Origin of the sequence: Methanomassiliicoccus sp., assembly GCA_033485155.1 — an archaeon.
Classification (GTDB): domain Archaea; phylum Thermoplasmatota; class Thermoplasmata; order Methanomassiliicoccales; family Methanomassiliicoccaceae; genus UBA6.
The window spans coordinates 23,476-48,304 of sequence record JAWQJJ010000002.1; the positions used below are offsets into that span (position 1 = coordinate 23,476).

At 59.9% G+C, this 24,829-nt stretch carries 29 protein-coding genes; 21 read left to right on the forward strand and 8 right to left on the reverse strand.

Annotated elements, in window-relative coordinates; translation table 11 throughout:
- The first annotated feature begins 25 nt into the window (after positions 1-25).
- From SA339_03230 to SA339_03240, 3 genes are read left to right on the forward strand one after another with little or no spacing between them, the layout of a single operon-like run.
- The gene (locus SA339_03230; protein ID MDW5562213.1) at positions 26-457 is read left to right on the forward strand and encodes a hypothetical protein; all 432 of its coding nucleotides are present in this window, start codon (positions 26-28) and stop codon (positions 455-457) included.
- The gene (locus SA339_03235) at positions 454-1,224 is read left to right on the forward strand and encodes an NAD(P)H-dependent oxidoreductase (GenBank protein MDW5562214.1); all 771 of its coding nucleotides are present in this window, start codon (positions 454-456) and stop codon (positions 1,222-1,224) included. The genes SA339_03230 and SA339_03235 overlap by 4 nt, the downstream gene beginning before the upstream one ends.
- A 2-nt stretch (positions 1,225-1,226) precedes the next feature.
- On the forward strand, positions 1,227-1,529 hold the full coding sequence (locus tag SA339_03240) for a hypothetical protein (protein ID MDW5562215.1): 303 nt from the start codon (positions 1,227-1,229) through the stop codon (positions 1,527-1,529).
- Between the two features lie 240 nt (positions 1,530-1,769).
- Here the strand turns inward: SA339_03240 and SA339_03245 are convergent, their stop codons facing one another.
- The gene (locus SA339_03245; GenBank protein MDW5562216.1) at positions 1,770-2,339 is read right to left on the reverse strand and encodes an Lrp/AsnC family transcriptional regulator; all 570 of its coding nucleotides are present in this window, start codon (positions 2,337-2,339) and stop codon (positions 1,770-1,772) included.
- A gap of 119 nt (positions 2,340-2,458) precedes the next feature.
- Here SA339_03245 and hcp point away from each other — a divergent pair, with 119 nt between their 5' ends.
- From hcp to SA339_03260, 3 genes are all read left to right on the forward strand, one after another.
- The gene (gene hcp / locus SA339_03250) at positions 2,459-3,754 is read left to right on the forward strand and encodes a hydroxylamine reductase (GenBank protein ID MDW5562217.1); all 1,296 of its coding nucleotides are present in this window, start codon (positions 2,459-2,461) and stop codon (positions 3,752-3,754) included.
- An 82-nt stretch (positions 3,755-3,836) separates the two neighbouring features.
- Entirely contained in the window at positions 3,837-5,243 is a 1,407-nt protein-coding gene (locus tag SA339_03255) for a M48 family metalloprotease (protein MDW5562218.1), read from the forward strand.
- A 31-nt stretch (positions 5,244-5,274) separates the two neighbouring features.
- A complete protein-coding gene (locus SA339_03260) occupies positions 5,275-6,669 on the forward strand; it encodes an MFS transporter (GenBank protein MDW5562219.1) in 1,395 nt (464 codons plus the stop codon).
- Positions 6,670-6,818: 149 nt separating this feature from the next.
- On the opposite strand, the gene SA339_03265 is transcribed toward SA339_03260, so the two are convergent.
- Positions 6,819-7,022, reverse strand: coding sequence for a hypothetical protein (locus SA339_03265; protein MDW5562220.1), 204 nt, complete (start codon positions 7,020-7,022; stop codon positions 6,819-6,821).
- A 149-nt stretch (positions 7,023-7,171) separates the two neighbouring features.
- Between SA339_03265 and SA339_03270 the strand changes: the two genes are divergently transcribed.
- On the forward strand, positions 7,172-8,458 hold the full coding sequence (locus tag SA339_03270; protein MDW5562221.1) for a glutamate-5-semialdehyde dehydrogenase: 1,287 nt from the start codon (positions 7,172-7,174) through the stop codon (positions 8,456-8,458).
- Complete coding sequence (proB, locus tag SA339_03275) at positions 8,455-9,549, forward strand: glutamate 5-kinase (GenBank protein ID MDW5562222.1); 1,095 nt, start codon at positions 8,455-8,457, stop codon at positions 9,547-9,549. Before SA339_03270 ends, proB begins: the two co-directional genes overlap by 4 nt.
- A gap of 5 nt (positions 9,550-9,554) precedes the next feature.
- Here the strand turns inward: proB and SA339_03280 are convergent, their stop codons facing one another.
- From SA339_03280 to SA339_03290, 3 genes are all read right to left on the reverse strand, one after another.
- Positions 9,555-10,082 carry a flavodoxin domain-containing protein gene (locus SA339_03280; protein MDW5562223.1) on the reverse strand — a complete coding sequence of 176 codons (528 nt, stop codon included), beginning with the start codon at positions 10,080-10,082 and terminating at the stop codon, positions 9,555-9,557.
- Complete coding sequence (locus tag SA339_03285; protein MDW5562224.1) at positions 10,079-10,492, reverse strand: hypothetical protein; 414 nt, start codon at positions 10,490-10,492, stop codon at positions 10,079-10,081. The genes SA339_03280 and SA339_03285 overlap by 4 nt, the downstream gene beginning before the upstream one ends.
- Before the next feature lie 152 nt (positions 10,493-10,644).
- Positions 10,645-11,544: an Lrp/AsnC family transcriptional regulator gene (locus SA339_03290; protein MDW5562225.1), complete on the reverse strand. Its 900-nt coding sequence runs from the start codon at positions 11,542-11,544 to the stop codon at positions 10,645-10,647.
- A 113-nt stretch (positions 11,545-11,657) separates the two neighbouring features.
- On the opposite strand from SA339_03290, the gene SA339_03295 reads away from it, so the two are divergent.
- From SA339_03295 to hgcB, 3 genes are read left to right on the forward strand one after another with little or no spacing between them, the layout of a single operon-like run.
- Positions 11,658-11,915 (forward strand): HgcAB-associated protein, encoded by a 258-nt coding sequence (locus tag SA339_03295; GenBank protein MDW5562226.1) that lies wholly within the window; start codon positions 11,658-11,660, stop codon positions 11,913-11,915.
- 19 nt (positions 11,916-11,934) lie between these two features.
- Positions 11,935-12,897: a mercury methylation corrinoid protein HgcA gene (hgcA, locus tag SA339_03300; GenBank protein ID MDW5562227.1), complete on the forward strand. Its 963-nt coding sequence runs from the start codon at positions 11,935-11,937 to the stop codon at positions 12,895-12,897.
- 14 nt (positions 12,898-12,911) lie between these two features.
- Positions 12,912-13,211 (forward strand): mercury methylation ferredoxin HgcB, encoded by a 300-nt coding sequence (gene hgcB / locus SA339_03305; GenBank protein ID MDW5562228.1) that lies wholly within the window; start codon positions 12,912-12,914, stop codon positions 13,209-13,211.
- Positions 13,212-13,218: 7 nt separating this feature from the next.
- On the opposite strand, the gene SA339_03310 is transcribed toward hgcB, so the two are convergent.
- The gene (locus SA339_03310) at positions 13,219-13,797 is read right to left on the reverse strand and encodes a hypothetical protein (GenBank protein ID MDW5562229.1); all 579 of its coding nucleotides are present in this window, start codon (positions 13,795-13,797) and stop codon (positions 13,219-13,221) included.
- 80 nt (positions 13,798-13,877) lie between these two features.
- On the opposite strand from SA339_03310, the gene SA339_03315 reads away from it, so the two are divergent.
- Positions 13,878-15,131, forward strand: coding sequence for an amino acid permease (locus SA339_03315; protein ID MDW5562230.1), 1,254 nt, complete (start codon positions 13,878-13,880; stop codon positions 15,129-15,131).
- On the opposite strand, the gene SA339_03320 is transcribed toward SA339_03315, so the two are convergent.
- Positions 15,126-15,587, reverse strand: coding sequence for a GNAT family N-acetyltransferase (locus tag SA339_03320; GenBank protein MDW5562231.1), 462 nt, complete (start codon positions 15,585-15,587; stop codon positions 15,126-15,128). The genes SA339_03315 and SA339_03320 overlap by 6 nt on opposite strands.
- Positions 15,588-15,672: 85 nt before the next feature.
- On the opposite strand from SA339_03320, the gene SA339_03325 reads away from it, so the two are divergent.
- From SA339_03325 to SA339_03360, 8 genes are all read left to right on the forward strand, one after another.
- Positions 15,673-16,221, forward strand: a complete 549-nt coding sequence (locus SA339_03325) for a hypothetical protein (GenBank protein ID MDW5562232.1) — start codon at positions 15,673-15,675, stop codon at positions 16,219-16,221.
- 558 nt (positions 16,222-16,779) lie between these two features.
- Positions 16,780-17,421 (forward strand): corrinoid protein, encoded by a 642-nt coding sequence (locus SA339_03330; GenBank protein ID MDW5562233.1) that lies wholly within the window; start codon positions 16,780-16,782, stop codon positions 17,419-17,421.
- A 12-nt stretch (positions 17,422-17,433) separates the two neighbouring features.
- Positions 17,434-18,543, forward strand: a complete 1,110-nt coding sequence (locus tag SA339_03335) for a uroporphyrinogen decarboxylase family protein (GenBank protein MDW5562234.1) — start codon at positions 17,434-17,436, stop codon at positions 18,541-18,543.
- A 206-nt stretch (positions 18,544-18,749) separates the two neighbouring features.
- Entirely contained in the window at positions 18,750-19,406 is a 657-nt protein-coding gene (locus SA339_03340; protein ID MDW5562235.1) for a corrinoid protein, read from the forward strand.
- A 99-nt stretch (positions 19,407-19,505) separates the two neighbouring features.
- The gene (locus SA339_03345) at positions 19,506-20,264 is read left to right on the forward strand and encodes a pseudouridine synthase (protein ID MDW5562236.1); all 759 of its coding nucleotides are present in this window, start codon (positions 19,506-19,508) and stop codon (positions 20,262-20,264) included.
- Positions 20,265-20,512: 248 nt separating this feature from the next.
- On the forward strand, positions 20,513-21,181 hold the full coding sequence (locus SA339_03350) for a molybdopterin-guanine dinucleotide biosynthesis protein MobB (GenBank protein MDW5562237.1): 669 nt from the start codon (positions 20,513-20,515) through the stop codon (positions 21,179-21,181).
- A gap of 2 nt (positions 21,182-21,183) precedes the next feature.
- On the forward strand, positions 21,184-21,642 hold the full coding sequence (locus tag SA339_03355) for a hypothetical protein (GenBank protein ID MDW5562238.1): 459 nt from the start codon (positions 21,184-21,186) through the stop codon (positions 21,640-21,642).
- 3 nt (positions 21,643-21,645) lie between these two features.
- A complete protein-coding gene (locus SA339_03360) occupies positions 21,646-22,005 on the forward strand; it encodes a hypothetical protein (protein ID MDW5562239.1) in 360 nt (119 codons plus the stop codon).
- A 7-nt stretch (positions 22,006-22,012) separates the two neighbouring features.
- Here SA339_03360 and SA339_03365 read toward each other — a convergent pair whose 3' ends face one another.
- Entirely contained in the window at positions 22,013-22,645 is a 633-nt protein-coding gene (locus SA339_03365; GenBank protein ID MDW5562240.1) for a helix-turn-helix domain-containing protein, read from the reverse strand.
- Positions 22,646-22,808: 163 nt separating this feature from the next.
- Between SA339_03365 and SA339_03370 the strand changes: the two genes are divergently transcribed.
- Positions 22,809-24,755, forward strand: coding sequence for a hydantoinase/oxoprolinase family protein (locus SA339_03370; protein ID MDW5562241.1), 1,947 nt, complete (start codon positions 22,809-22,811; stop codon positions 24,753-24,755).
- Positions 24,756-24,829: the final 74 nt, after the last annotated feature.

Genomic DNA, 24,829 nt, shown 5'->3' on the forward strand with positions numbered 1-24,829 from the left:
GAAGGACCTGCTAGGATGAGACTACATGGATCAGAATATTACGCTTCGAAAGGAACGCGCCCTCCTCGGACGCAGGGACATCATCGGCGGATTCACCGCCGCCCACGGAATCATGCATGCCCTGCTGCTGACCACACCTCGCCCGGACGGCGGGGTGGGCAACTTCGTTACTCGGGGAGGGGATGTCCAGCTGCTCAGCTCCCTCGGTCTAGGAGCTGGGGCAATCGATCTGATGGGGGCGGCCCTCACATCGATCGTCACCGTGTGCTTCGTGATCTCCGCCATGGCTTACCTGCGTCAGCGCCGTGGGTGGGAAGGCTGGCTGCTCTTCTCCTCGACCCTCTCCATAGTCCTTCTGTCCCTGTTCTGGAACGACTGGATGATCGTGGGGCCGCTCATCGACCTCGGGCTGATGGCTCTGGCTCTGCGCTCGATGAAGGGGGTGACCGGAGCATGAGGGTCCTGGTCATAATGGGCAGTCCCCGGCGGAACGGTACCGGGACCGAGGTGGCGCGTATGATCGGGGAGCGGCTTCGATGGAGGGGAAGCGTGGAGGTGGAGATGCTGCACCTCGCAGACACGAGCCTCCGATCCTGCTGCGGCTGCTTCAGCTGCATAAAGCAGGGCGAGGACCGCTGCCCTTTCAAGGAGGAGAGGATCGCCATCGAGGAGCGAATCGAGGCCGCCGATGGCATAGTCCTAATCTCTCCGGGCTACGTCCAGAACGTCTCCGCCCTCATGAAGAATTTCATGGATCGGATGGCCTACACCAATCACCGGCCGAGGTTCTTCCAAAAGAAGACGATGATCGTAGCCAACGGAGGTGCGGGACTGGACAAGACCCTAGACGCGCTGCGCATCGCCATCGGCGGACCGGAGGTGGTGAGCGAGCTGGCCTACTTGCAGCTGCCCTGGCAGATCCGACCACAGGCCAGGGAGAAGAGGAAGAGAGCGCTCGTTCGCGCTACCGACCGTTTCTACGATGCGCTGGTGAGAAGGGACATGCGGCCCTCGTTCGGTAACTACATGCGCTTCCGCTTCTTCAAGAGCGCCAGCGAGGCGGCGAAGGAGCACCTGCCAGCAGACTACGCTTACTACCGGGACCTAGGCCGCTACTACTATGAGGTAAAGGTCGGGGCGGGGACCCGCCTGATGGCCGCCATAACGATGGCCATCGCCCTGCCTATGATGAAGGACATGGCTCCCTGGCCCGGGGAGGAGTGAGCGTGGAAGACGAGTCGTTTCGCCTTCTCGGCGAATCAGCCGTACTGCGGGTGGGAGTGAAGCAGCACCGGAAGGGCACGGGCATCGAGGTCCTGGCTCGTGTCACTCCTTTCGGAACTTCGTTCCGACCCGGCGAGGTCAGGGACATGCTGGGCCGCCTGGAGGCGCTGGAGGACAGAGATTACGTACTGACCGTGGAGGATGGATGGTGGGTGGTATGCGACAAGGCGGTGACCGAAGCGGAACTTCCAGAGGAGGAGTTCTTCATCCTCGCCATATTCGCCGATCTGCTCGAGAAACGCTAAATGGCTCGGGATCGACGCTGGACTTCGAAGTTCATCATCCTGTGGATGTCGTCCTTGCCCAATTACTTCTCCGGTTGACGGTCGGCCTTGTGCATCTGGACATGCTTGAGTACCTCTCTTCGTTCTCAGCCGTAACGTTGAAGGCGCAGAATGGATACTGAAATTGCTCGATCATAGGATGACCTCCCCATCCCATCCTGCCTGTTCGTTCGCCTGGGCCAAGGCCGCCCGCGGGCCGACCTAGTAGAGCGTACCCTGATATTCCCCCGTCACCGGGCAGCCCATGCACATGCGCCCTTTGAACGACTGGCAGTCCGTGCATCGGAGCTGGATGCCGCAGGGGGGCATATGGCTCTTCTTGGGCTTGAGGCTCACCGGGATGATGAAATCCTTTACCGAGGAGATCACGATGTCGAAGTCCAGGTCCTTGACCGAGGGGTCCGAGCGCAGGTGCCCGTTGACGATCGCTTCCAGGGTGGTGACGCTCTCGCTGAAAAAGAACAGGCACAGATTATGGCGGCCGGACACACTGAACCCATTGGCGAAGTAGGGGCAGTTGACGAACATCTTTAAGATGCTGTCCGGCCGGGTGGACGAGAGATCGACCTTGGCGAGGTAAAGGCCCATTTTAAGGGGGTTAACCCCCACGATCGTCTCCAGGGCGCCGTCCTGCTTGAGCCGGGCGACCCTGGCGGCCACTGAGGGCTGGGAGAGCTTCAGCACCCTGGCTATCGATTCCTGAGATACGTCGGGATCGGTCGAGTATATGGAGATGATGATTTTGTCCTTCTCATCTAGGCGGGCGGTCATTTCTCTCGTTCCATTAATGATAATCCGATAGATAATAGGATGTTTTAAACAATTTCCTATATTTCATCAGAAATATGATTATATATCATAAGGATAGTAAAAACCTTGGAGATATCGCAATGGCCATGTACTGCAACCAATGCCAGCAGACCGCCAAGGGAGTAGCTTGTACCGTCGCCGGGGTATGCGGAAAGAACGAGGATGTAGCGAGTCTGATGGACACCCTCATCTACGGCCTCAAGGGAATAGCCGCTTATGCCTATCACGCCCGCGCGCTGGGCAAGACCGACCCGGAGGTCGACGCGTTCATCGAGGAGGCCCTGTTCAAGACCCTGACCAACGTCGACTTCTCGCTCGAGGACTCCTGGAACACCCTGATGAGGGCCGGCATGATCAACCTCAAGGTCATGCAGATGCTCGACGCCGGGAATACCGAACACTTCGGTCTGCCCGCACCCACCAAGGTCCGCACCGGCACGGTCAAGGGGCCTGGCATCCTGGTGACCGGGCACGACCTCCTGGACCTGGAGGCCCTGCTGGAGCAGACCCAAGGCACCGGGGTGAACGTATACACCCACGGCGAGATGCTACCTGCCAACGCCTATCCCGGGCTTAAGAAATACAAGAATCTCATCGGCAACTACGGAGGAGCGTGGCAGAACCAGAAGAAGGACTTCAAGGAGTTCGGCGGACCGATACTGGTCACCACCAACTGTGTGCTGATACCGCCCGAGACCTACAAGGGCCGGCTGTATACCACCAGCGTGGCCGCCGTACCGGGAGTGAAGCACATCGCCGACCGCAAGGATTTCAGCGCAATAATCAAGCAGGCCCAGGAGATCGGTGACCTACCGGAGAGAAAGGGTCCCGATATGTGGACCGGGGCGCACCACAAGGCCGTTCTGTCCCTTGCCCCCCAGATCATCGACGCGGTCAAGGCCGGCAAGGTCAAGCATTTCTTCCTAGTCGGCGGTTGCGACGGGGCCACCCTGGGTCGCGATTACTATACCCAGATAGCGGAGAAGATACCCCAGGACAGCATAATCATGACCCTGGCGTGCGGAAAGTATCGATTCAATGAAAGGGAGTACGGCGACATCGGGGGGATACCACGCTTCCTGGACCTCGGGCAGTGCAACGATGCATACTCCGCGATTGTGCTAGCAGTGGAGCTGGCGAAGGCGTTCAAGGTCGACGTCAACGAACTGCCACTGAGCATCGTGCTGTCGTGGTTCGAGCAGAAGGCAGTAGCCATAGTGCTGACCCTCCTCGCCCTGGGCATCAGGGACGTCAGGGTCGGCCCTACCCTCCCCGCCTTCATCACTCCCAACAACTGGAAGCTGATCCAGGACAAGTTCGGGTGGAAGGCTATAGGGGACCCAGATGAGGACCTGAAGGATATGCTCAGGGCCTGAGACATCCCTCAATATGGGCCTCCCCCCTTCCCTTTTTTCACTACCGGCATCGCTTTCTAGGCCGGGGAGCACTTAATGAGCGATGAGTGAGGAATCGTCCTTCTCCGTCCGGTCCACCGTCCCGTCGGAGAGCAGTGGCCAGCTCCTGGATCGGATCCGACGTTATTATCTCCTGCTCCATCCCGAGCGGTTCTCCGCTGTGCGGCGCGGTAAGATCGGTCCCAGGGATGCAGTGGCCTTTGACGCCACCGACCCCCGCGGAACGAGGGTCAAGGTGGAGATGTGGGGCGAGGATGGCCTCCAGGTGAAGGTCTCGGGTGACCGTGGGGTGGTCGAGGCGGCCCGCTGGTTATATGGGGACCTGGAGACGGTGGTGCGGGCCGTGGAGGAGGATCTCGCCGGCGCCAGAATCACCCTGATCTGGGTGAAGGGAGAGAGGGTCCTGCCGGAGGAGGTCCCTTCATCCATGAGGCGTTTGCTCGGCAGGCTGCTATCCCGCACCCTCCTGCTGCTGAGCGTCGTGTTGTTTGTGTTCAACATCATCCTCTTCCTGCTTTTTGGTATCTGGGCGGTGGTGGCCATTCTAGGACTACAGCTCCTTCTGATCGTCTTCGCCGACCGCTTCTTCGGACTGATGGGGAAGTGGACCATCACTCCTAATAGCCCGCAGGTATACCTGCTGGCTGTCAGGGTGAGCAATGAGGTGATCGACCGCATAAAGGCGAGGCAGGTCGACTTGGTAAGTCTCAAGCAAGCGGTGTTCGATGCCTCCTTCGCCCAGGGCAAGGAGCCCAGCTGCTCGGCGTTAGGCCAGACCCTGATGCGCTTTGGAGTCGTATGCTCCGAGGACGGCATCAGCATCAAGGTGGTCAACGTCCTCGAGCTGGTGCGGCGGGCCGCCCGACCCTACGGCGCTCCGCTGCCCAAGATAACGATATCCAACAGCCTGATCCCAAACGCCGCAGCCAGCGGGGTAAGCTTCCGTAGAGGGGTCCTGCTGCTCACCGGAGGAATTCTTACGCAATTGAACGACGAGGAGCTGGTCAGCGTCATAGGCCACGAACTAGGGCACCTCAAGGGGAGGGACCCCCTGCTCCTATATGCCATCGTTTCTGGGGAATTCCTTCTGCGGATCACCGTTCTACTCCCCCTCTTCCTCTTCTCGCCTCTCCTGTATCTCATCCTCTCCACATTCCTGATATTCTTCGTGGCCAAGTTCTTCGAGGCCCGGGCCGACCTGCTTTCAGTCATGGTCCTGGGCCGGCCGAAGGTGATGGCCGAGAGCCTGCGAAAGATCGGGTTCCAGCGACTCCAGGCGGAGAAAGCCTCCCCCCTTGGTAGCTGGTTCCGCTGGGACACCCATCCGCCCCTGTACTTCCGCATCGAGCGGTTGGAGCGCATGACCGTCCCGGTGGTGGTGAAGCACCCTCTGTGGCAGTCCGCAAAGGACGTCCTGGGAGGCTTCCGCGCGGCTTTCTCCGCCCACTAAGGCTATCTTCAGGACGTTGCCAACTACATCCATGCAATCCGCAACGCCCTCCGGCCACTCTGCTCAGACCAAGCGATCAGTGCAGCTGGTGGCGGGGGTGGGGTCGTGCGTCGCTCCCTTCCTGGTCGCCTCCATGGTGGTGGCAGCGCCGGCCATCGGAGAGGACCTCGGGGCAGAGGTCGCCCTCCTTCCCTGGCTGACGGGTGCGTTCTTCCTGGTGGCCGCCTCTCTGCTCATTCCCATGGGGCGGATCGCCGATCTGCGGGGCTCCAAGAAGGTCTTCACTGTCGGAATGGTCGTATATCTGGCCTCTGCACTGGTCTGCGCCCTTGCCCCGGACATGGTCGTCCTCATCGTCGCGCGGGGGGTCACCGGGGCGGGAGCGGCCATGGTGTTCGGGACCTCTATAGCTCTGCTCGGTCTCGTCTTCCCCGAGCCGGAAAGGGGAAAGGCCATCGGGCTAAACGTCACCTCTATGTTCGTGGGGTTCACCGCCGGTCTGCTGGCCGGCGGCCTTCTTACCTACTACCTGACCTGGCGTTACCTGTTCCTCATCGCTGCTGCGCTAGCTGCCGCTGCCCTCTACCTCGTGCGGACCAAGGTCCGGGGTGAGTGTGAGCTCTCGCGCGCCAGGGCCTTCGACCCCCTGGGCATGGGACTGCTGAGCGCCAGCATGTTGCTGCTGTTCTTCGGTCTCTCCCAGCTTGTGAACCGGGCCGGGCAGTATGCGCTGGCAGCTGGGGCAGCGGCCATGGCCGTGTTGTTCCTGAGGCAGCGAGGATCCGTTCGCCCCATTCTCGGCAGCGGCGTATCCAAGAACCGAAGCTTCCTCCTGGCAGTGACGACCAACATAATCTTTCAGGCCGGCGCGTTCGCCGTCCCCTTCCTCCTGTCGCTCCACTATCAGCTTATCTCGGGCCTCGATGCCCGCACCGCCGCCATTGTCCTGCTCCTTCCTCAGGTGTTGATGTCTATCGCCAGCGCGGTGGGCGGACGGCTGACCGCGAGAACGGGGGACCGATCTATCACCATCTCGGGGGCGGTGCTCAACGCAATCGGGCTCAGCTTCCTGCTGACACTCTCCCAGAGCACTCCCATCGTCCTCACCCTGGCCTCCCTGGCCTTGGTGGGCATCGGTACTGGCCTGTTCATGCCCGCCCTGATGGACTGGGCGATGGGAGCCATTGAACGACAGGACTACGGCGTGGCTTCGGCCGTCACCGAGACCGCACGGCTCACGGGCATGACCCTCAGTAACGTCATCGTGGTCATAGCATTCACCTTCCTGATGGGAACTAGCTCGGTGGGACCGGGAGACGAGGACCCCTTCCTGGCATCGGTGAGGATATGCTCTCTCATTTACCTCGCCCTATCCCTCCTGTCGGCGGTGCCATCGTTGTTCATGAAAGGGGCTCAAGAGCGATAAAAAGTGCTCTGAGGCTAGGTTACCTTCCGACAAGGAGATGTAATTATTTTGCGGTAAATGGCGATAGGATCAACGCGAACGACCTTGCGGGCATCGGACAGAATGGTGCCGAACCCGGAAAAAGGGAAGTGGTTTCAGCCAGGATGGGCTTAGGACGTTGCCTCTTTTTTCTCCATCTCCTCGCAGGCCTTTTCCTGCATCTTATGCTTCTTCTCCATCCACATCCCCTTCATCCTGTGCATGCCCATCTTCTTCCCCATCATCATGCCCCCGGAGACCATGGCGGAGACGATCGCCGCCACCCATACTATCCAGAGCATCATGATGTACATCTTAAACAGCTTCAGCAGCATCGTTGCACCTAGGTTACAATCCAGAACCGATGGTTGATATTCTTTTTGCTCTCCTGGGGCGCGTTCATTCTTCAGTATCGATGGTCGGAGCGTAATGTAAGGGGGGAAGCGAAAGGTATATCCCCCGGGGCCTTTTTTTCCGGCCCGCTATGGTCAGCGTACGTGAGGCTGCGGAGAGGGCGAAGCAAGCATCCTACAGATTGGCGAGCCTGCCTCTGGAGACTAGGAACAGGGCGCTCGAGGGAATAGCTGATGCTCTGAGGGAAGGTGCAACGGCCATTGAGGAAGCCAACTCCAGGGACCTCCAGGCGGCCAAAACTCAGGGGTCCCCCCAGGCCCTGGTGAAGCGGCTGCGGTACGACCGGGCCAAGATCGAGGAGTCCATAGAGTCGATACGTTCGCTCATGAATCAGGAGGATGTGGTAGGAAAACTACTGGCCCGCACGGAGATGGATGAGGGGTTGGTGCTAGACAAGGTCTCCTGCCCCATCGGCGTCATCGGCGTGGTATTCGAGTCCCGGCCCGATGCCCTGGTCCAAATCTCCTGCCTGTGCCTGCGGTCAGGCAACGCCGTCCTGCTGAAGGGAGGCACCGAGGCCATGGAGACAAACCTCGCCCTGGCTGAGGCCATAGGGCGGGCCTTGGCCTGGGACCAGCGATTAGTCGATGCGGTCCAGGTGCTTTCCACGCGCGAGCAATTCAGGGAGCTGCTAAAGCATGACGACCTAATCGATCTCATCATCCCCCGCGGGTCGAACGAGCTGGTCCGCTCCATCATGGAGAGCACCAGGATCCCCGTACTAGGTCATGCCGCTGGCATCTGCCATACCTATGTCGACAAGGACGCTGACCTTAACACCGCGGTCAAGGTATGCTACGATGCCAAGGTGCAGTACCCCGCGGTGTGCAATGCCATGGAGACCCTGCTGGTCCACCGAAGCGTAGCTTCAAATTTCCTTCCCCGCATGGCCGAGGCCTATGCCAAGGCCAATGTTGAGCTGAGGGGCGACGAGGAGGTCCGCGGCATCATCGATGCTGGACCGGCCACCGAGGAGGATTGGGGTGCAGAGTATAACGACCTGATCTTGTCGATCAAAGTGGTCAGATCACTGGACGAGGCCATCGAGCACATCAACCGCTATTCGTCCCATCACACCGATGCCATCGTCACAAAGGATCAGGGAGCGGCCGAGAGGTTCATGGACCTGGTGGATTCATCATCAGTGATGTGGAACGCCTCCACCCGATTTGCCGATGGATACCGCTACGGGCTGGGGGCCGAGGTAGGCATCTCGACCAACAAGACCCACGCCCGGGGACCGGTCGGCCTTGAAGGCCTGGTGATATACAAGTATAAGCTTCGCGGCAGCGGCCAGACGGTCGCCGAGTACGTGGGCAGGAACGGCCGCAGGTTCACCCACAGGAAGATAGCATGAGAGACCTCCAGGCCAAACGCATAGTGGTGAAGATCGGTACCAATACCATCTGTCGGGAGGACGGGACCGTCGATCAGAGCTACATCGACGGCGTCGCCCGCCAGGTCGTGAACCTCGATAAGAGGGGCATCCAGAGCATCGTGGTCACTTCGGGGGCCATCGGTTCGGGTTCGTCGGAACTGGGGCTCGACGGCAAGAACAAGGACATATCGATGAAGCAGGCCTGCGCCGCGGTCGGCCAGGCGACGCTCATGCTCGCCTGGCGGGAGGCGTTCCGCAACCACGGCAAGAGCGTGGGGCAGGTGTTGCTGACCTACGGTGCTTTCTCCGATCGGGCCCGCTATCTCGACCTCCGTAAGGCCATCGACGAGATGTTCCGCCTGGGGGTGGTCCCGGTGGTCAACGAGAACGACGTAATATCCACCGACGAGATCGATGAGATCTTTGGCGACAACGACAAGCTCTCCGCCCTGGTGGCGAGCAAGATGGATGCCGATCTGCTCATCCTGCTGACAGACGTGGATGGCCTCTATGATCGCAACCCCGAGGCGGATAGGGAGGCGAAGCTCATCCCTCTCGTGGACGAGATCACGAGGGACATAGAGTGCATGGCCGGCAGCAGGAAGAACGAGCGGTCGACCGGCGGGATGCGTACGAAGATCAACGCCGCAAAGATCGCCATGCAGTCGGGATGCAACATGGTCATCGCCAACGGGCGGACCAAGAATGTGATCGAGCGGGTGGCCATGGGGGACGACATCGGCACCCTGTTCACCGCCCGGTCCCACTACACCAACCGCGAGCGGTGGATCCTGTTCGCCTGTCCCCGAGGCAAGCTCGACATCGACGAAGGAGCGGAAAAGGCGATCCAAGCCGGGAGGTCCCTGCTACCCTGCGGGGTCGTCTCGGTGGAGGGGAAGTTCAAGAAAGGCGAAGTCGTGCGCATCAACGCGCTGGGCAAGGGCATCTCCAACTTCACGTCGGCGGAGGTCCTAGCCATGGTCCAGAAATGTAAGGCGGAGAAGGCCGAGGGCAAGAACGGCAACGGGACCGCCATCGTCAGCCACGAGAACATCGTGTTCAATGAATAAATGGTTCAGAGGGACCTGGCCCAGGTCCGTATCTCCTCCCAGTTGCGGTAGTCGTACGGCTTGGAGGAATCAATCCCTCTTCCCTGCAGCGCCTTTTTGGTGCCCACTCCGGCGAGTAGAACCTTAGTGAGGGTGCTGTAGCGTGCGAAGTCAATCACCCCACCGAACATGCCCATGGCCACCGGGCTCAGGCCGGGGACCTTGGCGGCTACACCCTCCAAGTACATCTTGCGGCCAGCCTCGACCTTATCGGGGAAGAGCACGTCGCTGCAGCTGACGAAGAGCGCGACCCTTCTGTTCGCTAGGTCAGCGGACACGGAGTCGATGAACTCCTGAGACTCCCTGGTCCATTTCCCAATGAAGACCGAGCTTCCGACCACCGCCAAGTCATAGCCTTTGACCCCCTCCCCGACCCCATCCCGGAGGTCCCGGATATCGACCCGGTACCCCTTCGCCCGCAGTTCCTCGCCGATGACTTCAGCGATGCGGGCGGTGGAGCCGTACTTGGTGCCGAACGCGACCAGCGCCCTCATGCCTTCACCGTCCCGTCGGCGCGGAATGCGTTCCGTCTCATCGTCAGGTAGAACATGAGGATCAGGGGGACGAACATACCTAGGATGGCGGAGGTTTGGATAGTAGCCGCGGCCCACAGGTCGTAGGCGATGGTGGCGATCGATATGATCATCGTACTGTGGCGGCCCCATGGCCTGCTCATCACCAGGCCAGTGTTAGCCACCAGGCCGACCGCCCCAAGCAGAAGGAAGGGGAGGGCGATGACCATGAGCTCGTTGGAGACGGGAGTCTCGATCAGCGACATCACCTGGTCCTTGGCCGCAGTGCCGAGCAGACCTGCGCCGGCGAGGCCGAAGTAAGTCCGGAGAGCCCCTTGGACGAAGGCCAGGAGGGCTATCAGGCTCAATGCGATATTGTTCCTGAGTTGCATATTTTTCACCTGCAACGGCGGAGGTCGGGTCACCTCTTCTTTTTCCGTCAACGGTGCGATTGATAAGATGGTTCCCGGAGGCTCCTACCGTCAATATTTTCAACCGAGGCCGAGAAGAAATGAGCCTCCGAGCGACATGCCCCTCGTGCTGGCTACCGGCTGATCGGGGGAACGGTGCCCTTGATCCCCATGTAGTAGCGGGCGTCCAAGATGACATTGGGAACGATCTCATCGAACATTCCATCGTCCTCCAGCTCGCGAACCAGTTGGTTCAAGGCCAGGAGGCTGGGCGACCAGGCCATGCAGATGATCGACTCCGGGCGGTCGCTGAAGCTATAGGTAATGATCTCCCGTGTGGCCAGCCGTCGAACCAGCGCCGCCGCGACCCTCTCCCGATCCCGATCCGGGCGCACCTTAAGGTGCAGGGCAGCGACAACATCCCCCGACATCTGTGGGTACCAGCCGATGGCAAAATGGACGAGGTTGCCCCTCAATAGGCGCTCGATGTGCCGATTGACGGTCCGGGGTGCGACGCCAAGGTCCTTGGCCACCTCGGTGACGGGACGCCTTGCGTCGTCCTTCAGTGCGGTGACGATCCTCACGTCCATGGGATAGACGATCGCCTCCTCCTCCACGTCCATGAGCGCGGGGTTGTAAACGATGCCTACCTGGGGACGGACAAGCTTGGCCGTCTTGGCGACCCCCGAGGTGAACCGGTTGATCTTACCGGGATCCATCACCGAGCCGGCAATGTATAGGTAGTTACCAGATCCTAGCATCGCCATGTCCATCTCCCTCTCTCCGTTAAGCTCGCCCAGTACCGTGCGCATGGAGCCGGCCTCTGACCTGCCATGTACGAGGACCCAGGTCGATCGATAGGCTCGGGCCGAGAACGCCGTGGTAAATCCAGATATGGTCCCGCTGGCGATAAGGTCCTGGACCCTACGGTGGGCGCTCTGAACGCTGATATCGAGCGCTTTGGCCAGCTCGGAATAGGGGAGGCGGGAGTTGAAGATCAGCAAGCGGCACAAGGCCACGTCGGTCTCGTCCATGGTCAGTCAGGGAGCTATCACACGCTATAAATGCTCTTTCAGGTATCCGATAAATCTGAACAATCAGAAAAATCAGAAGTTTTTTCTATCTTCGATGGATACATGCCGCTGTCATGACGAAGAAGGATGAAGCAACAATCAATTGCGTTGTCCCCGAGGAGACCAAGGTCGAAGCCATCATAAGTGTCGATGAGCGTGGCCAGACCGTCCTTCCCAAGGGGATCAGGGACAGGTTCGAGCTCCGGCCTGGGGATAAGCTGGCAGTGGTGACCAAGGAACGCGACGGCAAGGTTTGCTGCCTGTATATGTTCAAGGCCGAGGACCTCATGGTCACGGTGAAGGACCGCTTCGGCCCTCTTCTGGAGGAGTGAGAGCACGGGCCAGGAGCTCATACTAGTATCCACCGAGCTTACCTCCAGCGACCGTTGGGACCATCTTCGGGCGCGGGTGGGATACCGTCGCATGGAACATCTGGTGGTCCCAGGTCTTTACGGCGTCGGCGCTCCTTCACGGGCCTCTCCGGTCTTCGTCTCGGCCAACTACACCCTGAGTTTCGATGCGCTGAGGGTCGCGCTCCATGACATCGACGCTTTCATCCTTGTACTGGACACCAAGGGGGTGAACGTGTGGTGTGCTGCTGGAAAAGGCTCCTTCGGGACCGATGAGCTGATCTCAAAGATAGGGAGCAGCGGCCTGGCGGAGAGGGTCGATCACCGCAGGTTGATTCTTCCCCAACTGGGCGCACCGGGAGTGGCCGCGCATGTGGTGAAGAGAGCGACTGGATTTACCGTCGAGTACGGCCCGGTCAGGGCCGGGGACATCCCTGAGTACCTTCGCCTGGGAAGGGTCACGCCGGAGATGAGGAGGGTTGCCTTCCCTCTGCGGGACCGTGCTGTCCTGGTCCCGGTGGAGGTCGTGCAATCCTTGAAATACCTCCTGCCGGCCATGGCCGTGCTGCTCCTGGTCGGTGGAACGGGGAGCATGCTGATCGCGGTGGCGGCGGTCCTAGGGGGTACCGCCCTGTTCCCCCTTCTCCTTCCATACCTTCCCACCAAGGACTTCTCGTCCAAGGGTCTGATCCTCGGAATAGCCATATCCTTACCCTTCTCATGCGTGCATGCCCTAGACGGGCATCCGCTGTGGGGCGACATGGCCTATGGGGTAGCCATCGCCCTGCTGGTGGCTCCGGTGGTGGGCTACCTGGGCCTTAACTTCACCGGATGCTCTACCTCCACATCGAGGACTGGGGTGAGGAAGGAGATCTTCCGGTGGGTGCCCATCATGGTCGTGATGGTGGTCGCCGGGGCGGTGCTGATGGCCGCAGTGATATCCGGCGAGATGGGGTGGTGGTGATGATGGAGCTGCCGATGGTGGGGGTAGACAAGACCGACGAGAACGAGGTCAATACGCTGCGTTACATCCCCGGCCGGTGCGTCAATTGCGGACGCTGTTCGGAGGTGTGCCCTCATGGGGTGTTCCGGGCCGGGGAAAAGAAGGCGGTACTGGACGAACCGGAACGATGCATGGAATGCGGCGCCTGCCAGATGAACTGCCCGGTGGGAGCGGTCCTCGTTAACTCAGGTGTAGGCTGCGCCGCGGCGATGATCAAAGCCGCCCTGACCGGGAGCAAAGAGGTGACCTGCGGCCCGGAATGCTGTGGTCGCTGATAAGGGCTCAAGGCCGGTTATCACCGGTAGCCGGAAAAGCCGCCCCCCGCAGCCTTCTCCACCTCAGCTCCTCCCTCACCGCAAGGTACTGCACGAGATTGTAGGCCAGTGATACGACCGAGATGATGATGCTCAGCAGCATGATGTCCTTCACCAGGTCGTTGGTGATCCATAAGAAGGCGCCGCTGACCGGCCCGAGCAGATAGTCCAGCAACGAGGGTACGTCGAAGGGGAACACCGCCAGCAGGTAGGTCGTGGCGATCACGAACAGAACCGAGCCGATGACGTCCGCCAGACGCCCGAGGTTACGGTTGGCGGTGAAGGCACGAAGAAGGGCCGGGAAGATGCCATATAGCAGCGAACCGTACAGCAGAAGCTGTTCCAGCGGACCGAACTTCTCGGTGAAGAAGCCAGCCCCGCTCGTCTGGATGTCGATGAGTATGACGAAGAACAAAAGGACGAAGAATATTCCCACGATGTTGCCTATACGCTCGCCCGTCCCGAGCATATTGCGGTCGGCTTCACGGGCCACCCTCCGATACCACCAGCCCTTCTGGCGATGGGGCTGGGGTGCTTCCGTCACCATACAATGGGCTTAATGGCGATGGGGCTAAAAATACCCGACCACGGGCCGGTATATATCCTTGGTTGACCTTTTTCAATCTGATGGTCCAAGGACTGCGCAGGGAGGTAGGTCTGTTCGGGGCGGTCGCTTATGGCGTGGGGACCATCCTGGGAGCGGGGGTCTATGCTCTCATCGGAGTGGCCGCCGGGGCAGCCGGGAACGCGGTCTGGCTATCCTTTGCCATTGCCGCTGGCATCGCTCTTTTCAGCGGCCTCAGCTATGCCAAGTTGGCCTCCATCCTACCGGCCAGCGGGGCCGAGTACGTGTACGTGGAGCAGGCCTTCGGCTCCCGTTTCTGGGCCTTCATCGTCGGGTGGCTTGTGCTCATCTCCAGCATAATCTCCGGGGCGGCGGTGGCGTTGGGTTTCGGCGGGTATCTCTTCAGCCTGCTGGGGGTGCCAGTTGCAGTGGGGGCGACGGCCCTCATCCTGGTCATGGCCACCATCAACTACATAGGGATCAAGGAATCACTCACCGTCAACGTTATCCTTACGCTCACCGAACTCCTGGGTGTCGTTGTGGTCATCGTCCTGGGCGCGGGTTACCTGGGGACGGTTGATTACACCGAGGCGCCCAATGGCTTGACCGGAGTCATCGGGGCGGTGGGACTGATCTTCTTCGCGTTCATCGGGTTCGAGGGCCTGGTTAAGATCGGTGACGAGGCCAAGGATCCTCAGAGGACCATCCCCCGGGCCTTGTTGCTCTCCCTCCTGATCACCGCGGTGTTGTACGTGCTGATCGCCCTGTCAGTGGTCAGCATCTTGCCCTACCAAGATCTTGCAGCATCCTCATCTCCTCTTTCTGATGTGGCTCTAGCCGCTTCGGGACAAGGGGCCTCCCTGCTCCTATCGGGCATCGCCCTGCTATCCACCGCCAACACGGTGCTCATAATCCTCATCGCGTCCTCCCGCATCGCCTACGGCATGTCGGTGCGATCAGCGCTGCCCAGGTTCCTGTCGGATGTCCATCCGGGAAGGGGGACTCCTCTAGCGGCCATCGTTCTGACCACTGGGGCATCCCTTCTGTTCTGTTTCTTGGGAGGTATCGAGCTGACCGCCAACGTGGCGAACTTCACGATCTTCCTGGTCTTCCTGGCGGTCAACATGGCAGTAATCCAATTCTCCCGCAAGGGCCTGCCTATGGGAAGAGGGTATGTCCTCTCCGCGGCGGTGGGTTCCCTGGCCTCGCTGGCGATGCTGACTCAGTTCCAATGGGAGATCGTCGCCCTGTCCATCCTTCTTACCCTGGCGGGGGCCGGGACGTTCTATCTGGTGGAAAAGAAGGATGACCTATAGTCGTCGGACCATCTCGTGGTACGGCAGGGAATCCCCGTCTCCAAGGTCATGGGACCGCTCGGCGACAAGCGCGAAGCCCATGTGCTCATAGACCTCCCTTGACACCACCGAGGCATCGAGGCGAACGGCCTTCAGCCCGTTCTTTCGGGCTCCCTCTAGCAACGCCTCCATGAGGCGGCCTCCGATGCCTCTTCCCTGCTCGTCCGGCTCGACGAACACCCTGGTGATCAAGTCCCCGCGCAGCGTGGCCGTGCCGATGATAATATTCTTCTGGACCGCCACGAGCGAAATGCCTTCTCGTAGGTCTCCAATGATCTCTCCCTCTCCGTGGTAGCGAATGAAGAACTCTATGGCTCTTGGAGAGTAGACTCCGTGATAAGAGGTACGTATGGTCCTTTCCACCAATGCTTGTACCTCGGGTACATCGCTCAGGGCCATAGGGCGAAGATTGACCATCTGGGCATCCTCACTGAAGGCATATCTTCCCCCCTCTCGATAGAGTTATCTATGGAGGGGTCTCAATCAAAGGTCAGGAACTTCCATGCAGGATTACAATATCTTGGTGACCTTCCATCCGAACAGCAAGGCCAAGGCCGAGGAAGAGATCATCCAGCGGCTCAGGGACAACGACATTCCTCTGGAAGACATGATCGAGTCCTCGGTCAGCGGTCTTGTGCTGCTGAGAGTGACCGGAGATGGGAAGGATGCAGTGAGGAAGATCCGCGCATTCTCCATTAGATTTCCAGAGGTGTTCCAGCACACCCATCACTGGACTCCGGTGGAGGAGTGGGTGAGCTCCGACCCGGAGGCCATGATAGAGGCGGCGAGACGGTTCGGGGAACGGATCAGAGACCAGGACCGCTGGAAGATGGAGCTCCATAAACGGCATTATGAAGGAGGTTCCAATCTGGACCTGGTCAAGATGCTCACAGAGCCGATCGACCGGGGCATCGTGGACCTCGAACAGCCGGAACTGGTGCTGGAAGTGGATATCATCAGCGGGTTCGCTGGATTTAGTCTGCTCAGCGAGGAGGAGCGCCTCGACATCAATCAGGTGCGCTCGCTCATTGGCCTGGCTCGGATCCACTAACATCGGCCTGAAGGATGGTGGCGAGGACCGGGGAACCACCTTGCCTGCATCCGGGGCGCGCTCGCGCTTCCCTGCTCAGCACCTCTCCAGAGATCGCTTTGCCTGCGTATCCGCCCTAGGACGATCCCTCACCGAAGGCATATTGGTTCAGCCTCCATCCATGAGCTTTGTTGCAGGCTCGACAGACGAACATAGGGTCTCGCTGGCGGGGGAAGGACCCAAGACGCCCCTTTATGTTCATAGCCCTCAGGTGGCCATCATTCTCTTCAGGGCCGAATCATTCCCTTCTCGTGGTCTCCGGACTTGGATGTTGCCATGAGGAAAACCGGCCCCGACTCTCGAAAAATCAGATGAAACGACGTTAATATCGGTCCCGCTTTATGCTGGCAAATCGGTAAATCTCATCCTTAGCCAGACATATTAATGCTTCACTGGGTAATGGATGGAGTATCCATCCATAACAATCATTAATACTAATCTTGAAGTTTCTCGTGGTAAGGGGAATCAGCCTCGAACCCGCTTTCTAGGATTCGGGTTTAAGACTTGCTAGGTGGATATATGTCGAACAAAGACGAAGTGTTGAGTGGATTAGAGCACGCTATCGTGAACGGCAAGAAGGCGGACGCGGCCAAGATCGCCAATGAAGTGATCTCCAGCGGCGTGAAGCCTCTTGATGCGATCGATAACGGCCTTATCAAGGGAATGATGGTCGTTGGCGAGAAGTACGCCGCCCACACCATCTTCCTTCCCCAGGTACTGCTGGCTGCTGACGCCATGTACGGCGCATTGGATATCCTTCTGCCTCATATTCCGAGGGAAGCTGCGGCCAAGAGGGTAGAGATGGTCATTGGCGTCGTGGAGGGCGATGTCCACGACATCGGCAAGAACATCGTGAAGACCATGTTCACAGCTGCCGGTTTCAACGTCCATGATGTCGGGAGGGACGTGCCTGCCGATTCCTTTGTCACCAACGCCCGGTCGGTAAACGCTCAGGTGCTTGCGATGAGCACCCTGATGACCCCGACCATGGACTCGATGAAGGCCACCGTGGACGCCATGGTGGAGGAAGGTCTCCGCTCCAAGCTGAAGATCATCATCGGCGGCGCGCCGACGTCCCAGGAGTTCGCCGACGAGATCGGTGCGGACATGCACGCCGTGAACGCCCAGGACGCTGTGGCCAAGGTCAAGGCCGCGATGTAAGGAGGTTAAAACATGGCAGACACAATGAACCACATCGAAAGGGATGTCGCCGCGCTCAGCAACAAGCCGGCCGACCGCCTGCCCGTATATCCGCTCGCAATGGGGGTTTGCCGCAGGCTCGTCAACGGATCGGGGATCACCTATCACGACTGGGTTACCGACCCCAAGCGGTTCGCCAGCGCCTTCATCGCTGGTCAGAGGTACTTCGACTTTGACTTCGCCATCGGCCTGATGGACCTGTCGGTCATGGCCGGGGACCTCGGCTCCCATGTCCGTATGGACGAGCAGAACACCCCGTTCGTCGACGACCCGGTCATCAAGACTGTGGAGGACTATGAGAAGATCGAGGTTCCCAACATCAACGACCCAAAGAGCCGGTCCAACATCCTGGTGAAGGGTACCGGGATGTTCGTCAAGGAGCTTGCTTCCGAGGTCATAACCGCCGCTTTCCTTGAAGGACCTCTGCTGGCCCTAACTCAGAGCAGGGGCGCGGAGTTCGTCTTCAAGGACATGTACGACAACGAGTCCTCCCGCGCCGCCGTCCACAAGGCCCTGGAGATCATCACCGATTACGACAAGGAGATGGTCAAGGCCTTCGCCCAGGAGAAGCCTGCTGGCCTGGTTTGGGACTACCTATGGGGTTCCTACTCTTGCCTCGGCGACAAGGAGTACGACGAGTTCGAGGGCCAGCACAAGTACGCCGGCTGCCTGAACGAGCTCGTGGTCAAGGAAGGTATGGCCAACTGCGTGCACAACTGCGCCGACCTGCCTCACCTGGACACCCAGGTGACGAAGTTCAAGTCGACCATCTACAGCATGGCTTACTACCCGCTGATCCCTGGAAGCCCCTCCGCTAAGGAAGTCATCGCCAAGGGCTACTCCGACAACTGCCTGATGGCTGGCAACATCGATCCCCAGGGATATGTGCGCTGGACCCCCGAAAAGATGCAGAAGACCACAATGAACCTCTGCAACGAGGTCGTCAAGGCCCTCAAGGACCGTGGTCTCGGAGCCAGGTACTGCATCGCTTCCGGTTGCGAGGTCCCGCCCGCGCTCTCCACCAAGATGGAGAACATCAAGATCTGCAACGACACCGTCAAGCAGTATGGTACCTTCGCTTGAAGATGGTCTCAACTCCAAACCTCTTCCAATCTTTTCTCTACCTTTTTCTTTCACCCCCCTTCAATGCTTCTTTGGCAGTTCCAGTTGCCATAGGAGTCGGGTTTCGATCACTTATTTCCGTGCTAAGGGTTAATATCAGATTCCTGCATCTCCGAACCGGGAGGGCCGGGGCACCCCATCCCGGCGTTCAAGGACACTGATGGCTCATGGACAGAAATGCGCGCATAATCGCCGGGCTCGAGCACGCAGTGGTCTCCGGAAAAAAGGAAGATTCCGTACGGCATGCGCGCAACGCTTTGAAGAATGGCGTCTCGGCCATGGACGCGATTGATAACGGCTTGATCAAGGGCATGACGATCATAGGTGACCGCTATTCCCAGCACAAGATCTTTCTCCCCCAGGTATTGCTCGCCGCGGATGCCATGTACGCGGCGCTGGACATCCTTTTGCCACATCTTTCGGTGGAAGCAGTGGGTGAGCGGGCGGTGATCGTCATCGGCGTCGTGGAGGGCGATGTCCATGACATCGGCAAGAACATCGTAAAGGCCATGATGGTGGCGGCTGGTTACGACGTTCGCGACCTTGGAAAGGACCAGCCCGAGGACGCTTTCGTCCGTGAGGCAAAGCTCACTAAGGCGTCCATCGTGGCCATGAGCACCCTGATGACCCCGACCATGGACTCGATGAAGACTACCATCGACGCCATGGTGGAGGACGGCGTGCGGACGCAAACCCTCATAATGGTCGGAGGTCCGCCCACCTCCCAGGAGGCCGCCGACGAGATGGGGGCGGACCTCTATGCGATGAACGCACAGGAGGCGGTCGCCAGGATAAGGTCGGCCCTCGCGACTAAGAAGAAATGACTCCCGGACACCGTCTTGTCGACGGGGAATGCCCTTTCCTGGCAGTCGATAATCACAAGAAGGTCTGCAGGAAGAGAGTTAAGCGAGGTGGAGATGCCTATGGCCGGATCAGCCTTTGAAGGCGAACGCATCGCGAAAGTGCTAGCTCGGGCCGGCGTGTGCTCGCGCCGCGATGCCGAACGGTTTATCGCGGACGGTCGGGTGGCCGTCGACGGAAAGGTCCTGACCTCGCCCGCGCTGAATGTTACGGACGAAGCGACTATCACAGTCGACGGGAGGCCCCTGAGGACGGCCGAGAGGACCCGTGTTTGGCGCTACCACAAGCCGACGGGCACAATTACGACAGCGAAGGACCCCAAGGGCCGTCCGACGGTATTCGAGAATCTGCCCCCCGAGATGCCGCGGGTTGTGAGCGTGGGACGCTTGGATGTCAACACCGAGGGGCTGCTTCTTCTGACGAACGATGGAGAACTAGCGCGGCATCTGGAGCTGCCCCATAACGCCTGGCCGAGGCGCTATCGCGTCCGCGTGCAAGGAGACATAGGTCCCGAGAAGTTCGCTTCGGTCGCCAATGGGGTGACCATTGCGGGCATCCGCTACGAGCCAGTCAAGATTGAGATCGAGGAAGGCGAGGAAGCGGGAACCGGCCACTGGTTGGTGGTGACCATTCATGAAGGCAAGAATCGTGAGGTCCGCAACATCATGGCTCATCTGGGGCTGCAGGTGAAGCGCCTGATCCGCGTGTCGTTCGGGCCGTTCTCCCTGGACAAACTGCCCCGCGGAGGTGTCGAGGAGGTTCCACCGCCGGTCCTCAGGAGGTCACTGGAGAAGTACCTCGATGAAAGGAATGAACGGTAGGCCAAGAGGCCAGGGGGCCGCGGGACGATGAGACGAACGGGGCTACAGGCCTTGCTCTCTCTGGATAAACTCGATCTCAACGCCGGCATTTTCTGTTGGGGCTGAGGTGTAGCATTAGGTTCCCCGGCCGCATGCCCGAGAGTTGCTCGATCGGGACCGTCAGGGAACACTGGGTGATCAAGGCTCGGAGGGGTTAATTCTCAAATGCTCTTTATAGTGTGTCAGGCATATCGCACGACAGTGACGCCATGAAGATCGCACAGATCGCAGGCTTTTTAGGCAGCGGCAAGACCACGCTGCTCATCGAAGTCGCCAAGGAATTGGTGACCCGGGGAAAGCGCGTTGCCATCGTGGTCAACGATGTCGGCGAGATCAACGTAGACTTCAAGATCGTGGATTCCTACGGCCTCAAGGCCAAGGAGATGTCCGGCGGCTGCATATGCTGCGAGATCGCCGGCAATTTCGCCAACACCCTCGCGCTGCTGTGGACCAGCTTCAAACCGGACATCGTCATCGTTGAGCCGTCAGGGGTCGCCATCCCCTGGGGCCTGAAGCGGGCAGCGGAGTACTCCGAGGCCGAGGTTCCGGTCACCATCGAGCATGCCCCAGTGCTGACCCTGGTCGACTCCACCCGCATCGACACCCTGCTGGGGACGGTCAGGCGGCTGGTGGTCACCCAGATCCGGGAAGCAGACGTCTGTCTGATCAACAAGGTGGACGCCTCGGACGAGGAACGCATCAAGCGCTCCGAGGACCTGGTCAGGGAGATCAACCCCAAGTGCGAGATGATGAGGATATCCACTCATAAGCGGCAGGGAGTGAAGGAGGTCGCTGACATCATTTCCGAGCGCACCTCCTCGCGTTATGATGAGGCGGTGGAGCGTGAACTCCTGCGTCAGCAGTACGGGAGCGGATGAACATGGACGAGGATGTACACTTGGCCATGCACCGGGAAGCCGACGAACTGGGTAAGTTCGCCACCCAGATCAGGGTGCACGCCCCCCAGGCCTTGTCCCGGGAGGAGGCAGCCAGGGTGCTGGGGGAGCTGCTGTCCGCGGTGACCAAGGGCTGCATGGACCACGGCGCCGATCTGGTCGGGCACGTCAAAGCCTTCCTGAAGACGGCCAACGGTGCAATGTCTGCCAGCCTGATCGATCTGCAGAGAGGACCTAATGTGACGCACGACTTCGGGCAGGGTGCGACCTTCCAGGACGCAGAGCTCACCATGCACGTAATTGTTCACGGGATTTGGGATCCCGAGGTCCGGGAGCAGAGCCTGGAGGCGATCGCCGCGGTGTTCGGACGGTATGGGCTCACATATGAGATCGTCAAGGACTACTATGAGGTCGAGAAGGGCATGGCCCACCATGGGGGATGAAGCGTGGCCCGGGACGAAGAGGATAGACCGAGGCAGAGGGACTTCATCCACCCCAACTACGCCCAGGCTATGGTGGAGCACGGGGTCAGCTGGAACACGCTGGCCACCATTCGTAAGTCCAAATGCCCCCAGTGCGGGTTCGAGTTCTCACTGACCTATGCCAGGACCATCGCCTGCCGGGGCTGCCCCATGGCCACGAAGAACTGCCCCAAAGTGCGGTGCGCCAAGTGCGACCACGAGTTCTACATCCAGGATATGGACCACATCGGTGGCAGTGCCTATGCCGAACGAGCGGTGGCCAATCACCAGTCCAGGGTGGAGCGCAAGTACAACGAACAGATCGGCCGGACCAGGCATCGCTGAGCCGGCCTCACTTCCTCTTCTCGAAGAAGTTTTTGAGGATGTTCCTCTCCCCTCTTTTTATCGTCTCCGCGACGGTGGAGGTCGACATCCCGGACATGATGGCCAGCTCTTCCAGGGTTATGCGCTTGGGGTAGTCGAAATAGCCCCTCTCCAGCGCGAGCCGCAGCACCTTCTCCTGCTTCCTGGTGACCACCGGACGGTCCACGGTGCGGGCGATCCGGGTGATCTCGATGTCCACTCCCCGGGAGGAGATCGCCTTGATGAGGTTGGGCAGGGAACCCTCGCTGCCTGACAACACCTTGAACGAGGCTTTGCCGTCCCCGTTGGACCATGCTGACTCGAGGAAGCAGCCGCAGTCCACGATGTTCCAGATGACCCATAGGTCCCGCATAGCCACCGAACCGACCACTCGTCCCTCGGACGATTCGACCACCTCCACGCTGATGATCTCCGGACGCGCCCGGACCTCATCGATGGCTTCCTCTACGTCTCCCTCCATACCATAGATCTCGAACAGGGCCTGGCCCCCCTTCTTCCTCCAAGGTATGCACTCAGTAACGGTGACGCTGCAAGACCGATCGGCAGCCAGGTCCACGATCCAGAAGCGCATGCCCCGGATGGAAAACTCGGCCTCCATCATGCGGACAGGCCCTAATGGGGGCCCCCTTAGTTAGTCTTTCTGAATGGCCGGGCCCACGATCCCCGGGAAACAGGCAGGCTAATGTTCGAAATCAGACATGTTTATGCGGGGGCATCATAATCCCCTTCCAGATGCTCCATTGGGCCGACGAGGTTGTAACCTGATGACCCTTGGATTAGGTGTGGACACTGGCGGCACATTCACTGACGCAGCTATCGTCGATCTCGATTCCCAGATGGTGCTGGCAAAGGCCAAGGCGTCCACCACGTATCAGGATCTGTCTATCGGCATCGTCGAGGCCGTGGAGGCGGCGATCGAGAAAGGCAACATCGATCCCGCGGAGATCAAACTGGTCGGCCTCTCTACCACTCTGGCCACTAATTCGATCCTGCAGGGGCGGGGAGGAGATGTCGGGCTCATTGGCATAGGATGGACCCCCCAGCCGGAGTGGGCCTTCGATGTCAAGCGAACAGCCTTCGTCCGCGGCGGATACGATTCCATGGGCAAGCGGATCGAGCCCCTGGACGAGGCGGGGCTGGAAGCGGCCATCGACGAGGTCTGCAAGGAGGTCGACGCCGTGGTGATCTCCGGCATGTTCAGCGTGGCCAACCCCATCCAGGAGGCATCGGCCAAGGGGATGGTGCAATCGCGGTACAATCTGCCGGTGGTCATGGGGCATGACATGACTGCAGAGCTGGGGATCTACGAGCGAACAGTGACCGCGGTCCTCAACGCCAAGCTGCTTCCGATCATCAACGATTTCCTGGAGGCGATGGAGCGCTCACTGCTCTCCCGGGGCATCGACGCTTCGATCTATGTATTCAAGGGAGACGGAGGGCTGATGAGCCTGCCGGTGGCGAAGGAGCGCCCGGTGGATACCGTTCTCTCCGGCCCAGCGGCCAGCCTCATGGGTGGCCGGGCGATCTCCCGGCTCGATAGTTGCTTGGTGGTGGACCTCGGGGGCACATCCACCGACATCGCTTACCTCCAGGATGGGTTCCCGCGCCTCAACATGGAAGGCTCCATGGTGGGCAGATGGCGTACCAGGGTCAGAGCCATCGACATCTGGACCTCCGGCCTCGGGGGGGACTCCAACGTCACCATGGACGACAAGGGCAATCTCACCATCGGCCCGGACCGCGTGGTGCCCCTGGCCATCGCCACAAAGGGCCGCCCTGAGCTGAGGACGAGAATGGCAGCGCAGGACACTATCAACTTCTACCTGCCCATACGTCGGGAGTCTCCCGTGCTGTCAGCCAAGGAGAGAAGGGTCCTCCAGTTCGTCTGGGACCGCGGCGACTGTACCCTCTTCGAAGCGATCAACGGGATCGACGATGTGGTGTTCGTCGAGGACCAGCTCATCGCCCTGCGCAAGAGGGGCTATATCCAGCTGACCGGATTGACCCCCACGGACATCATGCATGTTCAGGGGATCTACGAAGCAGGGGACAAAGAAGCCGCGGAAAGCGCCCTTAAGATCTTTGCTAACAAGTACGGGGATGATCCGGGGAGACTGGCGGACATGATAATGGACCTCATGATAACCCGCATCGGCGAGGAGATCATCAAGAAGGCGGTGGTCGATCATGGCGGAGAGATCCCCAGCTCCAAAGGTTTCGACCTCCTCCTGCGCTCTGCCACCGGTTCCAAGGTGCTGAAGGATCTGGACGTCCAAGCCCGGCCCATCGTGCCCATCGTAGGTGTGGGCGCCCCGGCTGAGGTATTCATCAAGCCGCTGGAGACCAGGCTGGGCTGTCCGGTCATCGTCCCGGAGAACCATGATGTGGGGAACGCCGTAGGGGCGGTGCTCAGTCAGGTGACCGAGACGGCCACCGTGCGCATCTTCCCCAAGGACTTCAAGTACATCGTCTTTGGACCCGGTTCCTCGCCCATGGAATACTCCAACTACGACTCGGCCATGGCTGCCGGCAAGTCCTATGCTGAATACTTCGTGAAAGAGCGGATCAAGCGTACTGGGGCGGTCGATATCAAGGTTAAGCTGGACGTGGACGAGCACCGCTTCTGCGACGGGTATGGGCAGGAAATGAAGTTCACCAACTGGGTGGATCTGACCGCTACGGCGACAGGAAAGCCCAAGATCAAGATGTGAAGGCTCGGCGCGGCAGGGACCGCGCGGCCCAACGGGCCCATGGGCCCGAGCAACGATCGAACCGATATGGACGT